The sequence below is a fragment of the Nocardia sp. CA-136227 genome (genome assembly GCF_050955695.1).
Taxonomy (GTDB): Bacteria; Actinomycetota; Actinomycetes; order Mycobacteriales; family Mycobacteriaceae; genus Nocardia.
On the sequence record NZ_CP192081.1, the window covers coordinates 31,281 to 45,029 of the forward strand.

The 13,749-nt window shown below is 70.0% G+C and carries 10 protein-coding genes and 1 tRNA gene; 3 read left to right on the forward strand and 8 right to left on the reverse strand.

Features of this window, described 5'->3' with window-relative positions:
* Nucleotides 1-206: 206 nt before the first annotated feature.
* Nucleotides 207-1,631 (reverse strand): FhaA domain-containing protein, encoded by a 1,425-nt coding sequence (locus ACQP06_RS00150; protein ID WP_433669561.1) that lies wholly within the window; start codon nt 1,629-1,631, stop codon nt 207-209.
* A gap of 260 nt (nt 1,632-1,891) precedes the next feature.
* Here ACQP06_RS00150 and ACQP06_RS00155 point away from each other — a divergent pair.
* Nucleotides 1,892-1,977, forward strand: a tRNA-Leu gene (locus ACQP06_RS00155).
* 708 nt (nt 1,978-2,685) lie between these two features.
* Here the strand turns inward: ACQP06_RS00155 and ACQP06_RS00160 are convergent.
* A complete protein-coding gene (locus ACQP06_RS00160) occupies nt 2,686-3,747 on the reverse strand; it encodes a stage II sporulation protein M (protein ID WP_433669563.1) in 1,062 nt (353 codons plus the stop codon).
* Between the two features lie 42 nt (nt 3,748-3,789).
* Between ACQP06_RS00160 and ACQP06_RS00165 the strand changes: the two genes are divergently transcribed.
* Nucleotides 3,790-4,596: an RDD family protein gene (locus tag ACQP06_RS00165; protein ID WP_433669565.1), complete on the forward strand. Its 807-nt coding sequence runs from the start codon at nt 3,790-3,792 to the stop codon at nt 4,594-4,596.
* On the opposite strand, the gene ACQP06_RS00170 is transcribed toward ACQP06_RS00165, so the two are convergent.
* The 5 genes from ACQP06_RS00170 to ACQP06_RS00190 are packed head-to-tail and all read right to left on the reverse strand — an operon-like array spanning nt 4,574 to nt 9,423.
* Nucleotides 4,574-5,887 (reverse strand): DUF58 domain-containing protein, encoded by a 1,314-nt coding sequence (locus tag ACQP06_RS00170; RefSeq protein WP_433669566.1) that lies wholly within the window; start codon nt 5,885-5,887, stop codon nt 4,574-4,576. The genes ACQP06_RS00165 and ACQP06_RS00170 overlap by 23 nt on opposite strands.
* Nucleotides 5,888-5,890: 3 nt before the next feature.
* The gene (locus ACQP06_RS00175; protein WP_433669568.1) at nt 5,891-6,937 is read right to left on the reverse strand and encodes an AAA family ATPase; all 1,047 of its coding nucleotides are present in this window, start codon (nt 6,935-6,937) and stop codon (nt 5,891-5,893) included.
* Nucleotides 6,913-7,974, reverse strand: a complete 1,062-nt coding sequence (locus tag ACQP06_RS00180) for a DUF4129 domain-containing protein (protein ID WP_433669570.1) — start codon at nt 7,972-7,974, stop codon at nt 6,913-6,915. Before ACQP06_RS00180 ends, ACQP06_RS00175 begins: the two co-directional genes overlap by 25 nt.
* Entirely contained in the window at nt 7,971-8,846 is an 876-nt protein-coding gene (locus ACQP06_RS00185) for a hypothetical protein (protein WP_433669571.1), read from the reverse strand. Before ACQP06_RS00185 ends, ACQP06_RS00180 begins: the two co-directional genes overlap by 4 nt.
* Before the next feature lie 10 nt (nt 8,847-8,856).
* The gene (locus tag ACQP06_RS00190; RefSeq protein WP_433669573.1) at nt 8,857-9,423 is read right to left on the reverse strand and encodes a TetR/AcrR family transcriptional regulator; all 567 of its coding nucleotides are present in this window, start codon (nt 9,421-9,423) and stop codon (nt 8,857-8,859) included.
* Nucleotides 9,424-9,501: 78 nt separating this feature from the next.
* Here ACQP06_RS00190 and ACQP06_RS00195 point away from each other — a divergent pair, with 78 nt between their 5' ends.
* Nucleotides 9,502-11,073 carry an MFS transporter gene (locus ACQP06_RS00195; protein WP_433669575.1) on the forward strand — a complete coding sequence of 524 codons (1,572 nt, stop codon included), beginning with the start codon at nt 9,502-9,504 and terminating at the stop codon, nt 11,071-11,073.
* A gap of 73 nt (nt 11,074-11,146) precedes the next feature.
* On the opposite strand, the gene ACQP06_RS00200 is transcribed toward ACQP06_RS00195, so the two are convergent.
* Nucleotides 11,147-13,006, reverse strand: coding sequence for a DUF4407 domain-containing protein (locus ACQP06_RS00200; protein ID WP_433669576.1), 1,860 nt, complete (start codon nt 13,004-13,006; stop codon nt 11,147-11,149).
* Nucleotides 13,007-13,749 lie beyond the last annotated feature (743 nt).

Genomic DNA, 13,749 nt, shown 5'->3' on the forward strand with positions numbered 1-13,749 from the left:
TGCTCCACCTCCTGTTCGACCGTGTCGTAGGTACGGGGCAGTTACGGAGGTATGGCTCCGTGACCCCCAACCGGTGTGTTGCGTGTCAGCGCGGCCAGAGTCCGCCGCGCGTAATGGCAGCATCATAGGGCCGTCGACCGGTTGCGATCACGATACGACCGAGGAATTCCTAGTCATATCGTGACCTGCACCGCGAGCTTACGGGATCAGACGATCCGGATCAGGATCTCGGAATGCCCGGCGCGGATGACATCCCCGTCGGCCAGCTGCCAATCCTGGACGGGAGACCCGTTGACCAGCGTGCCATTGGTCGAACCGAGGTCCGAGAGCATCGCGGTCTGACCGTCCCAGCGAACCTCGATGTGCCGCCGGGAAACTCCGGTATCCGGCAGCCGGAAGTGCGCGTCCTGCCCACGACCGATGATGTTGCTGCCCTCGCGCAGCTGGTAGGTGCGGCCGGAGCCGTCGTCCAACTGTAGCGTCGCCGAGTAGCCCGAGGCGCCCCGCGCGGGAGCCGCGCCGTAACCCGCCTGCTGCTGGTCATAGCCCTGCTGACCGTAGCCCTGCTGGTCGCTGTAACCCTGCTCGTAGCCCTGCTGCTGCCCGCCGTAGCCCTGGTCGGCATAACCCTGCTGCTGGCCGCCGTAGCCCTGGTCGGCGTACCCGCCCTGCTGCTGGCCGCCGTAGCCGCCGCCCTGCTCGTACCCCTGCTGGCCGTAGCCCTGCGGCTGGCCGTAGCCCGGGTCGGCGTAGCCCTGCTGCTGGCCGTAGCCCTGCTGGTCGCCGTAGCCCTGCTGGTCGCCGTAGCCCTGCTGCTGGCCGTAGCCCTGCTGGTCGCCGTAGCCCTGCTGGTCGGCATAGCCCTGCTGCTGGCCGTAGGCCTGATCGGGCGCGCCGTAGCCCGCCTGCTGCTGGCCGTAGCCCTGCTCGGCGTACCCGCCCTGCTGCTGGGCGCCGTAGCCGCCGCCCTGCTGCTGGTAGTCGTAGCCGTTCTGGTACTCGCCGTAGCCCTGCTCGGACTGGCCGTAGCCGTACTCGCCGTACCCCTGCTGACCGGGCCGGCCCGCAGGCGGGGGTGCGTACCCGCGGTTCCGCGGATCGGACTCCGCGGGCTCACGGCTGGGGTCGTAGCCTGAGTTCTGCGTCATGGGGCCAGCTCCTGGTTGCGGGTTGGGTCGTTGTGGGCGTTCAGGTCCCGGTGACGGGCTGGCCCGCCTGCCCGCGTCCGGATCCACCCGGCCGCGCGTCCTGAACTGTCCGGTGTGCAGCGTAGGGGATGCCTCGAACTCCACGTGCACTTCGCCGTAGGTCTGCCACCCTTGCTCACGGATGTGGTCCTGCAGATGTTTGGCGAACGCACGCACGGTGAGCTGGTAATCCTCCGTGGCGACCTGCTGATCCGGCTGGCCTTCACCGTGCACGAGTTGCCGGAGATCGGACTCGTTGACAGTGATGACGTAGCTGTTGGGAGCCAGCAGATGTCCCCCGCCCAGATCCTGGACATGGTCGCCGGCCTCACGCTGCAGTGCGGCCTCGACCTCCTGGGGAACCACACTGCCGCCGAACGCACGGGCGAAGACATCACCGACAGCACCCTGGAGGCGGCGCTCGAAGCGGGAAACGAACCCCATCGCCCCTCCTTCCCGGGTCGTGTCGTTTCTGACCTGCCAATAGTCGTGCGTGGAGCGTCCCGGAACGCAACACGCAGGCATGGCGTGTCGCCGGAAGGACACGGTCTTTGCATGATATCCACGATCGTCCACACCTGTAACTCTTGGCGGCGAGCCCAGGTTCCCGGGGCGTACCCACTGCGCAGCGAAGCATGCGCACCCCCGATAACCAGGCGATTTCGTTTTGGCGCAAACCCCGTGATACGTTCTTCTCGTCGCTCGGGCGAGTGGCGGAATGGCAGACGCGCTGGCTTCAGGTGCCAGTGTCCGTAAGGACGTGGGGGTTCAAGTCCCCCTTCGCCCACCACGAGGAAGGCCCCCGATCCCACCGGATCGGGGGCCTTCTTCTTTGTCCGGACCCGGTCTCGTTCTGTGTCCGGACCCGGTCTCGGTCCGGTCTGTCCGGCTGATCCGGGAATCCATGGATGTGACGAACGTCGCACACCCTGTCGGGGGTGGGTTTCGAGAGGCGTTGCCAGAGGCCGTTTCTGGGCCTCGCGAGGGGTGAAAATCGTTTGCCGGAGGATGTCGCCTCGGGTATGCGCCCGATTACTGTCCAGCGTTGCCTGATGATCATTTAGCTAAAACCATTCGAAACAAACTTGAGGTTTGTTTGACCCCAAGCGACTGCTTGGCAATCAGGCTGAGCTGGGACGAAACGCCAGCTTAACGGGGGTTGAACCGGTGGTGAGCGGAGAATTTGCGAGTTTTCTGCAAACCGGATGACGGCGTTCGAAACGCATCGCGCGCAATCGGTTGAAACGGGTCCTGAAACGCAACCGCTGGGATAGTTTCGGGGCCCTCCGCAGACCGCCCGCAAAGGGTATGCGGAGAATTAGCGATGGTGCCGGGTTCCCTACGGGGAGGGTGCATTTCGCCTGGTCGCGTTATACGCCCGGTGGGCAAGTCGGAGGTTGCGTAGCCATAACGATTGTGTAGAGTCAACGGCAACGCTGGCCGCAGCTGAGCCGGACTCGCTGCGGCCAGTGGAACTCAATCCGAACGGTGCTCGCGACTACGAAGTCGCCACTCTCACAGCCGGTTCCGGATGGTTCCCGATCGAATTGCCCGTGATGTGCTCCGGGCCCGACTCCCGCGCCGCGTCGTTCATCGCTCGCGCTGTGTCGTCCATCTCTCTCGCCGCCTGGCGACCGAGCCCGAATACGTAGGCCAGGAAACCGAGTTCGGCCACCGCCCCGATCCCGACCCGCACCGCGGTGGGCCATCCGCTGGGCGTCACGAAGCCCTCCAGGAATCCCGACACCAGCAGCACCCCGGCCAGGCCCAGCGCGATCACCGCCGTGGCGCGCCCCTGCCGGGCCAGCGCCTGCGGACGGCTCTCCCGGCCCGGGTCGATCAGCGTCCAGCCCAGCTTCAGGCCCGCCCCGCCGGCCACGAAAATGGCTGTGAGCTCGAGCATTCCGTGCGGCAGGATCCAGCCGAAGAACGGTTCCAGCCGGCCTGCTTCCGCCATCAGCCCGGCACTGACGCCGAGGTTCAGCGCGTTCATGAACAACAGGTAGAGCGCGGGCAGCACCAGCACCCCCATGAACAGCGCCATGGCCGACACCCACGCGTTGTTGGTCCACACCTTCGCCGCGAACGCGTCGTGTGAGTGCTCGTAGTAGTAGGTCTCGAATTCGCCGCCCGGCCTCGTCAAGGCATCTGTATCCATGTTCAGCCCGAGACGCTTCCGCGTCGTCTCGGAATTGGCCACCGCCGCGCCGAGCGCCGCCGCGCCGAGCAGGAACACGGTCGCCACCGACAGCCACCACGGCCAGGCCCGGTACACGGCGGCCGGGAAGCGGTGCGTGAAGAAGTACCCGATCTCGTGGGGAGTGTCGATGCGCGCGCTCAGGATTCGTCCGCGCGCCCGGGTCAGTACCGCGGACAGCCCGGCGATCAGCTCCGGATCGGCCTCCCGGGTCTGCAACCGCGCCAGCTGCTGTGAGGCCACCCGGTACAGCCGCACCAGTTCGTCGGCCTCCGCGCCGGTGAGCCGCTTGCCGCGCGCCGCCAGCCGATCCAGGCGATCCCAGGAAGGCCTGTGGACAAAGGTGTAAGCGTCCAGATCCATGAGTTCCCCTCCTGCGCTACGGCTGACAAAATGCTAACCACCATGGCACTTTTCACCACCGGCGAGGCCGTAGCCGTCGAACTGCCCATCGCGCGGATCCCGACGCGCGCCACGGCGTTCCTGCTCGACCTGATCGTGCAGTTCATGCTGGGTGTGACGCTGATCCTGCTGTTCCGGCTGGTGCTGGTGCGGATCGGCGCGGACGCCGCCTGGCGGGACGCGGCGATGCTGGTGGGCCTGGTGTGCGCGGCCATCGGATATCCGGTGGTGTTCGAGACCCTCACCCGCGGGCGTTCGCTCGGGAAGATGGCGGTGGGGCTGCGGGTGGTGCGCGCCGACGGCGGGCCCATCGATTTCAAGCACGCGGTGACCCGGGGCCTGGCCGGGATCGTCGACTTCTGGGCGCTGGGCACCGGTCTGATCGCCGTCGTGGTGTCGCTGTGCTCGCCGCAGGGCCGCCGGGTCGGGGACGCGCTGGCGGGCACCGTGGTGGTGCACGACCGCAGCCGGCTGCCGTTCGCCGCGCTGGCCGCGCCGCCGCCGTGGCTGGCGGGCTGGGCGCGGCAGCTGGACCTGTCCGGGCTGTCCGATGACCAGGCGTTCGCGGTGCGGCAGTATCTGCTGCGGTTCCGCACGCTGACCCCCGAGGTGCAGGACGGGCTGGGCCGGGCGCTGGTGGTCTCGGTGTGCGCGAGCCTGCGCACCGCGCCCCTGAACGGCTATCCGCCCCTGCAGATCCTGGGCGCGGTGCTGGCCGAGCGGCAGCGGCGGCAGTTGCCGCCGCCGTTCTTCCCGCCGCGGCAGCCGGTCGCCCAACCCGCGCCGGTCACAGCGCTCCGGTCCGTTTGAGTTCGAGGTATTCGTCGGCCAGCGCGCCGGGCAGCAGGTCCGGCGGCGCGGTGATGACGCGGACGCCCGCGCGGCGCAGGGTCTCCCGGGCCACGGCCTCCTCCGCGATCACGTTCTCGGCGGCCGCGGCCGTGTAGAGATCGGTCAGGCCGGTGCGGTGGACGGCGGCGGCCGCCACCTCCGGGTCGGTCACCGAAACCACCAGCACCCGGTGCCGTTCGGCCAGGACCGGCAGCACCGGCCGCAGGCCCTCCTGCACGGTGGCGGCGTCGAGGTGGGTGAACCAGACCACCAGGCTGCGGCGGCGGGCCCGTTGCAGGGTGGCGCGCAGCATGCCGCGATAGTCGGTGTCGGCCAGCTCGGGGGTGAGTCCGGCGAGCGCGTGCATCAGCTTGAGCTGCAGGCGTTTTCCGCCGACGCCGCGGACCTCGGTGCGCAGCCGCCGGTCGTAGGCCAGCAGGTCCACCGAGTCGCCCCCGGCGGCGGCCAGTCCGCCGAGCAGCAGGGCGGCCTCGATGGCGGCGTCGAGGCGGGTGCCGCCGCCTGCGCTATCGGTGCCGCCGATGCGGCCCGCGCTCACCCGTCCGGTGTCGAGCAGCATCACCACGTGCCGGTTGCGTTCCGGCCGCCAGGTGCGGACCAGCACGTCATTGGCGCGGGCGGTGGCCCGCCAGTCGATGGTGCGCACGTCGTCGCCCGCGACATATTCACGGAACGAATCGAATTCGGTGCCCTGGCCGCGAATCGTGGTGGTGTTGCGGCCTTCCAGCTGCTGCAACTGCTTGACCTTGGAAGCCAGCAGCGGCTCGCTGCGGAACGGCGGCAGCGCGCGCAAACGGGCGGGCACCTCGCGGCGCACCTGACGTCCGGCGAGCCCGAGCGGACCGAGCAGGCGCAGCGTCACCGGACCGGCCACCCGGTCGCCGTGATAGGCGGGGGTGAGTTCGGTGCGCAGCCGAATCCTGGTGTTGGGCGGCAGGTGCAACGGGTGCGTGCGATGCCGGGCGTGGGCGCTGGGCGGCCAGTCGTCCCACAGCGTCCCGCGCACCGGACGGGCGCCGCCGTTGAGCACCGCCAGTTCCACGTCGATGCTGCGGCCCGCGCGCACGCTGGTGAGCGGCTCGCGCGAGAGTTCCAGCGCGCCCGGCGATCCCAGCAGCAGCAGGTCGAGCCCGATGAGCGCGGCCAGCGCCAGCGTGGCGACCAGCACGCCGAGCCACGACGGCAGCACCAGGGTGACGAACAGCGCCGCGAGCACCGCGGCGGCGGCCAGCCGGCCGGTGACGACCACCGGCTACACCGGAACCGGGACGGACATCAGCAGCGAGGCCAGCACGCCCTCGGCGGTGACGCCCTCCACCTCGTGTTCGGGCCGCAGGTGCAGCCGATGCCGCAGCACCGGCGTCGCAACGGCTTTCACGTCGTCGGGGGTGACGTAGCCGCGGCCGTGCAACCAGGCGAAGGCCCGCGCGGCCGCCATCAGCGCGGTCGCGCCGCGGGTGGACGCGCCGTGCGCCACGGCGGGGGAGGTGCGGGTGGCCCGGCACAGGTCCACGGTGTAGGCGAGCACCTCGGGGCTGATGGCGACCTGGGCGACCGCGGCGCGGGCGGCGGCGATGTGCGCGGGACCGGCCACCGGCCGCAGTCCGGCCGCGGCCAGGTCCCGGGGGTCGAAGCCGGCGGCATGCCGTTGCAGGATGCGGAATTCGTCGTCGCGCCCGGGCAATTGGACGTCGACCTTGAACAGGAACCGGTCCAGCTGCGCCTCCGGCAGCGGATAGGTGCCCTCCTGCTCGATCGGGTTCTGGGTGGCGACTACCACGAACGGGTCCGGCAGCGGCTGTGGCACGCCGTCCACCGAAACCTGGCGCTCCTCCATCGATTCCAGCAGCGAGGACTGGGTCTTGGGCGGGGTGCGGTTGATCTCGTCGGCCAGCAGCAGATTGGTGAACACCGGGCCGCGGCGGAAGGTGAACTCGGCCGAGTGCGGATCGTAGATCTGGGAGCCGGTGACGTCGCCGGGCATCAGGTCGGGGGTGAACTGGATGCGGGCGTGCTCCAGGTCGAGCGCGGTGGCCAACGCCCGCACCAGCAGTGTCTTGGCCACGCCCGGAACGCCTTCCAGCAGCACGTGGCCGCGGCACAGCAGCGCCAGCACCAGGAACATGACGGCATGATCGTTGCCGACCACGGCCTTGCCGATCTCGGCGCGCAGGGCCAGCAGCGCCTGCTGCGCGTCCTGCTCGGTCGGCGCCTGACCGTCGGTCGCCGGGGTGCCGGCGTGGTGGGCGTCCACCACGTCCTTGGACAGGTTGGTCACAAGACCTCCGCTTCGATCCATTCGAGTTGTGCCGCCACGAGTTCGAGGGTCTCCCGGTCGGTGACCGGGTCGTAGAGGGCGGCGCGGAGGACGGCCGGGTCCGCGCCGGTGCGGACGGCGAGCGCCCCGACCACCAGTTCCGCCGGGGTGTCGGCGGTGACGCCGAGCACGGGGCGTAATCGGCGCAGCGCCGCCGCCCGCAGTTTGGCGGCCACATGGTCGTGATCGCGGGATTTCCGGTACAGCCCGGCCTGTCCGGCCAGCAGTTCCTGAGCCGGGGCCTCGACCGGCAGCGGTTCGCGCACGATCGCGCCGCGCCGACGGCCGCGCCACCACAGCACCGCGACCCACGCGATGAGGAACTGCAGACCGCCGAAGGCCAGCCAGCCCGGCAGCCGCTCGAAGATGGAGTCGTCGCCGCTACCGAAGTTCGGCGGCCGGTCCGGTTCCCGGCTCGGGTTCGGCTGATGCGTCGGCGGCGTGTCCGGATGGTGCGTCGGCGCGGGCGCGTGCCCGAGGTGGGAGAGCGCGTACACCAGCGCGACGACCGCCAGCAGTGCGGCGAGCGCGGCCCACAGTCGCCAATCCCGCAGCAGCTCCGGCAGTTCCGGGCGCTCGCGGGCGGGTTTGTCCTTGGCGGCCTTGGTCTTGCGGACCTTGCGCTTCTCGGTGAGCTCGACCGGCCCGGCCTTGGGCGGCGGCGCGCTCGAGAACCGGTCGGCCTGTTCGAGCTGCCGGTACTCCGATTCGGTGGCGTACCGGCCGCCGTAGACGACCTCGTCGAAACTGTGTGCCGCCGAGGGCAGTTCACCCGCGTCGTGGACCGCCGCGGTGGCGGCCCGCGCCGTCTCCCGCGCGGTGCGGGCCCGCTCCTCGTCGAGGATGCCGCGCTGTTCCAGGCCGCGGGTGACGGCGCGATACCGTTCGCGCAGCGCCACCCCGAAGTCCCCGCGCCGGGCGGCCTCCTCGGCCGCGGCCAGGTGCGCGGCGGCCGGGCCCAGCGCGGGCTCGGGCGGCGCGGCATACCCGGGAGATGCGGCGTGCGGAAGCTCGGTCATCGGGCGCCTCCCGTGGGTACCCGGATGTCCCAGGCTTCGCGGCGGCAGCGCCGGTCCACGTAGGTGACGACCTGGGTGGCGGATTCCACCAGCTCGCCGATCGCCACCACGAGCAGCGCGATCGAGAGGACCAGCACCGTCACCGTCCAGCGGTGGGTGCCGGAGAAGTCGGTGATGAACTGCGGCAACGCCAGCAGCGGCACGATCAGCACCAGCAGCAGGACGCGCAGGTACAGCCACAGCCCGACCAACTGCCATTCCGTCCCGCCCGCAAGCAGTTTCGCCCGCCGGGCGGCCTCGCGGTAGCCGATCGAACCGTCGAAGACGCTGGGCACCAGCGTGAATCGCCGTCCACGCAGCCACGCCAGCCAGATGACCGCGAACGGCGCGGTGAACATCAGGGGAGTGCCCACGGCCAGCACGCCGACTCCGATCAGCGTGTACATCACCTGGTAGGCGAGCAGCGGTCCGGCTCCGGAGCGCAGTCGGCGCAGTACGCCACGCCAGCTCGACGGCCTGCGGTACACGACATCCAGTCCGGCGGGCACGGTCACCCCGCGTACGAAAAACCGTAGCGCCCAAGCACACAGCAGGCTGGTGAGCAGCGCGCCCCAGAAGGTTCCGAGGTCGGAATCACCGGTGATCGCGGCGGCGGCCGCGGTGCCCGCGACGGACACCAGCACGGCGGCCACCCAGGCCACCCCGAGCAGGGCCGCCAGGATCGTGATCCGGGCCTGGATCAGCGCGAACGGGAGGTCCAGCAGTTCCCGGAACTGCATCGGGCGAATCGGAACAACAGCCGGGTCGGTCGAAGTCGGTTCCCCCACCGAGCCGGTCGGCGAACCGACGGAGTCGGCGGCGGTCGGCAACACGGGCCCGAGTCTATCCGGACTCGGGCCCCAGGAGCCGGGCGACGACCTGGCGGTACAGGTCCGGTTCGATCGGCGGCATTCCCATCAGTGCGCGCAGGTAGACGCCGTCGCCGACCAGCCGCACGATCTCGGCCCGCACCGGGTCGTCGATCTCGTTGTCCAGGGCCGTCTTCCAGGAGGTCATCACCTCGGTGATGGCCCGGTCGGTCTCGGCCTGGACGCCGTCGGCCGGGGCGTCGACGGTCCGCATGGCGGCGAGCATGGATCGGTACAGCGCGAGCTCGACGGCGTCGGATTCGTTGTCGGGGTGTGGCGCTTGCAGATACCACTCGGCCACCGATCGGCCCTGTTCGATCGCGGTGCGCACCTGCTGGTCGGCCCGTTCGGTGACGCGGCGCAGCAGTCCGGCGAGCAGCGCGTCCTTGCTCTTGAAGTGATAGAGGAGTCCGCCCTTGGAGACGCCGGCGGTGGCGGCGACGTTCTCCAGGGTCACCTGGGACAGGCCCCTGTCGAGCAGCAGGTTCTCGAGCGCGTCGAGGATCCGGTCGCGGGTGCCGGCGGGGTCGCGGGTGGTCACGGGGTTGACTGTACCGGCTGGACGGTTCAGGCTGGTACTGTACCGTCTGGACGGTTCAGAACCGAGAGAGAAAAGCTGATGACCACCCACTCGACCGCGCGTTCCGGAACTCCTTCGACCCTCGACCGGCCCGTGACCCCGCACGCCGCGCCCAAGGCGCGCCCCCGGGACTGGGCCGGGCTCGCCGTGCTGGCCCTGGCGCTGCTGCTGATCGCCGTCGACGCCACCGTGCTCGACCTGGCGGTCCCCTCGATCACCGCGCACCTCGCGCCCACCACCCCGCAGCTGCTCTGGATCATCGACGTCTACTCGTTCGTGCTGGCCGGCCTGCTGGTCACCATGGGCACCCTCGGCGACCGCATCGGCCGCCGGCGCCTGCTGCTCATCGGCGCGGCCGGATTCGCGGCCGCGTCGGCGCTCGCGGCCTGGGCGATCAGCCCCGAAATGCTCATCGCCGCCCGCGTCCTGCAGGGTGTCGCCGGTGCGACCCTGATGCCCGCCACCCTGGGCCTGATCCGGTCGATGTTCGCCGACGCCCGTCAGCGCACCCTGGCCATCTCGGTCTGGGGTGCGATGGCCGCCTCCGGTGCGGCGTTCGGCCCGCTGCTCGGCGGCTGGATGCTCGAGCACTTCTGGTGGGGCTCGGTGTTCCTGGTGAACCTGCCCGTCATGGCGCTGCTGCTGGTCCTGGCACCGGTCCTGGTACCAGAATCGCGGGACCCCAACCCGGGCCGATTCGACCTGGTGAGCGCTGGGTTGTCGATGCTGGCCCTGATCCCGGTGGTGTACGCGGTCAAGGAGTTCGCGGCCCACGGTCCGAGCCTGAACCTGCTGATCAGCGCCGGTGTGGGTGTGACGGCGGGCGTGTTGTTCGTACGTCGTCAGCGCGGGCTGTCGGCTCCGCTCATCGACCTGGACCTGTTCCGGCTGCCCGCCTTCCGGGCCGCGGTGTTCACCAACCTGCTGTCGGTGTTCGCGCTGGCCGGTGTGCTGTTCTTCGGCTCGCAGTATCTGCAGCTGGTGCTGGGTAAGTCGCCGCTGGAGGCCGGACTGTTGCTGATCCCGGGCACGGTCGGTTCCATGCTGGGCGCACTCTCCGCGGCCTGGCTGGTCCGGTACTGGCGTCCGGCGACCGTGCTCGCGGGCTCCCTGGCGACGGTCGCGCTCGGCGCGGGCCTGTACTGGCTGCTGCCCACCGATCCCTCGGGTTCGGTGACCCCGTTCATCGTCGGCTTCCTGCTGATCGGACTGGGTGAGGGTGTGGCCCTGACGGTGTCGGCCGACATGATCGTGAGCACTGCTCCGGAGGCGCGCGCGGGCAATGCCGCCGCCATCTCGGAGACCGCGATGGAGATGGGTATCGCCCTGGGCGTGGCGGTGCTGGGCAGCGCCGTGATGGCGGCGTTCCGCGGCGGTCTGGATCTGACGCACGTGCCGTCGGGTCAGGCGGACGCGGCGCGCGAGTCCCTGGGCGGGGCCATCGAGACCGCCCGGGCGCTACCGGAACCCGCGGCCGGAGAGCTGTTGAACTCGGCGCACACGGCGTTCGTCAGCGGCATCCATCTGGCTGCCACCTCGACGGCGGTCATCCTGCTGCTGACCGCGTTCGTCGCCTACCGCGCGGCGACCCGCAAGACCGCGGCGGAGTAGTCGAAAAAGGCTGTGGCCCGGATGTTTCCGTGTTCAACGTGAAACATTCCGGGCCACAGCGCGTTTCCGCGGGCTACTCCTGGCCCCTGCCCGGGGGCAGTTCGCGCGGGGCGCGGTAGTCGAGTTCGGGGTTGCGGCGACCCGCCAGCGCGTCCTGCTGCGGGGCCGCGGGCAGCGGGTAGCCCGGGTCCACCACATGACCCTGGGGGAGCGGGGCGTATCCCGGGTAGGCGGCGTAGGGCTGATCCACCACGGTGGAGGCCACCCGCTGCGCGTAGACCTGCTGGGGCGCGCCCTGCGGCAGGTATCCGTACTGCTGGGGCTGCGCGTACATCTGCTGCTGGTGCTGCTGCGGCTGCGCGGAATCCTCCGAGTCCACCGTGACCTTGCGCGTGCGGCGCAGGGTGAAGGTGATCTCCTCGGCCTCCTCGAAGGCCTGCCGCACCGTGCGCAGCGGATGCGTGGCGGTGTCGATGGCATTGGCCACGAAGGACGGGACCAGCGGCCGGATCCAGCGGGCGGCGGTGTCGGTGAACGGCACCGTGCCGATGATCGGCAGTTCCAGCCCGCCCCCCTTGGCGGGCTGGGGCGCCGGCGCGGCGGGCGCGAGCGCGCCGCCGGACGGCACGGGGGCGAGCGCACCCGAGGTGAGCTGGGCGGGCAGGTTCGGCGACTGTGTCACGATCCCCTCCTGGGACACGGTGCTGTCCTTTCGATCTCCGGCCGCGGTCCCGGCCGGAAGTTCCAGTCTGGTGGCGGAGTCGAATTCGGCCACGGCGCGCTGCGCGGGCTCGGTGATGCCGATCTCGAAATTGCCGATGGCGGCGATGATGCGGGTGCGCTGCCGTTCCCGGTCGATGGCGGTGTCGGCGTGCGCGGCCAGCCGCGCGGCGGTGAGTTGTTGTTCCGCGCGCAGGTTTTCGGTCTCCACCCGCACCTCGGCCTGTTTGACGGCGATGGCGGTGGCGGCGGCCTGGTCGATCCGGTCGGTCTCGGTGCTGACCGCGACGCTGCGGTCGAACGCCGTCTCACCACGCCACCAGCGCAGCAGCAGCGGCAGCAGGGCGAGCGTGATCAGGAGCAGGGCGACGGCGAAGCGCAGGACGAACGCCCCGAAATGCCCTGTGGTGTAGTCGTTCACGGCCACCCAGCGCGCCCCGAGTCCGCGGTCGCCGTCGGTATAGGCGGCCTTGCGGGCGTCGGCGAGGGCCTTGTCCTGCGCGGTGACCTTGTCGTCGAGCCCGGCCACCTTGTTCCGCTCGGCGGTGAGCTGGTTCCGCGCGTCGTCGAGCATCTGATTGGCGGTGCGCTCCTCGGGACCGCGTCCGGGGACGCCGGTCCGGGGGATCCCGTCGCAGTCCTGCGCCGGGTTGATCTCGCAGCGCGCGATCTTCAGCGCGGTCACGACGTCGTTCTGCGCCTTGACGATCTGCTGTTCGAGCGCGCCGCGCGCGGCTTTCGCCTGGTCCAGGTCGGTGCGTGCGGTGACCACGGCGGGCGCGGATTCCACCGCGTGCTGTGCGTTCTCGTCGAGCCGCCGGTGCACGGTGCCGGAGAACAGGAGGGTGCAGGCCAGTTCGGCCACCACCACCCCGGCCAGCACCGCGACGGCGATGCGCCCGGCGAATTCGGCGACGGCCCGCCGGTCCTCGCGCCGATCGGGCGTGGCCGCGGTGGCGAGGGCCCGGGACAGCGCCCCGACGAGGAGGGTGGCGATCAGCGCGATGGCGACGACGCCGAGGGCGGGCCAGCCCGCGGCCCCGGTCGCGGCGGCGGTGATGCCTCCCGCGGTGACCGCGAACAGGGCCACCACCGCACCGGTGACGGTGTAGCCCGCACGCTCGGGACCGGCGGTGAGCTGCGGTTGCGCCCCACCCAGCCAGACCAGCAGGTCGCCGGGTCCGGCCGGGGAATGGACGTGGGGATCTGTCATGGGAGGCTCACATCCTCTACGTCCCAGGTGGTTCGGCAGGGCGAAACTGTCGCTGATTCGTTGTCTCAGCGTGACAGGCGTCCGGCGGTTACACCGACCGCGGCGGGTGTGATGTGGTCAGGCTCACATCGCCCTTTTCGGGCCCTCGAGGTGGTGTTGATCACCCGCGTCCGGTCTCGGATATCGCCGAAAACCGAGTCGGGAGACAGATTTACGGTTTGCTGAACGTGTGCTGAATCCCACATTCAGGAAAAATTCCGTACGGTCCGCACGTTGCGAGCCCATGTCTCCCGGGCGGTTGCCGGAGCAACGGAACTTGTCCGGAAAGTTAGCGGCCTAACGCCCGGTTTGCCGGATCCGCTTGTGGGGAAACCTGATTCATTGCAGGTGGGAGGCAGTCTGGAGCTGCGCTGGACCGTCCGGCCGTCGACCTCGCGCGGGTGCGTCACAGTGGTGAACTCAACTGAAACGCACGGGCACCCCTGCTTTACACTGGAGAACGCGCGTGTGTTGGAGGACCGGATGTAGAAGCCCAGCTAGAAGCTGGAATTAGCCTTACCTGAGTTGGTTGGGCTCCAGTCCTGACTTATCGTTTGCTCTTACGCCGAACCACACAATTCGGTGTATCTCCCCATACGGACAGAGGCCCGATCGGTGCTCAGCCTAGCGGGCGAGAACGGCACGGCATGTAGCGAACGCGTAAGAGTTCCGTTACCACCGAGCACCCGACTAGGTAATCGAAG

Excerpts from the sequence above, each read along its gene's own strand:
- ACQP06_RS00160 (WP_433669563.1), bottom strand. The coding sequence starts at position 3,747 with ATGGATCTGGACGCTTACACCTTTGTCCACAGGCCTTCCTGGGATCGC.
- ACQP06_RS00195 (WP_433669575.1), top strand. The coding sequence starts at position 9,502 with ATGACCACCCACTCGACCGCGCGTTCCGGAACTCCTTCGACCCTCGAC.
- ACQP06_RS00165 (WP_433669565.1), top strand. The coding sequence starts at position 3,790 with ATGGCACTTTTCACCACCGGCGAGGCCGTAGCCGTCGAACTGCCCATC.
- ACQP06_RS00175 (WP_433669568.1), bottom strand. The coding sequence starts at position 6,937 with ATGGATCGAAGCGGAGGTCTTGTGACCAACCTGTCCAAGGACGTGGTG.
- ACQP06_RS00180 (WP_433669570.1), bottom strand. The coding sequence starts at position 7,974 with ATGACCGAGCTTCCGCACGCCGCATCTCCCGGGTATGCCGCGCCGCCC.
- ACQP06_RS00200 (WP_433669576.1), bottom strand. The coding sequence starts at position 13,006 with ATGACAGATCCCCACGTCCATTCCCCGGCCGGACCCGGCGACCTGCTG.
- ACQP06_RS00150 (WP_433669561.1), bottom strand. The coding sequence starts at position 1,631 with ATGGGGTTCGTTTCCCGCTTCGAGCGCCGCCTCCAGGGTGCTGTCGGT.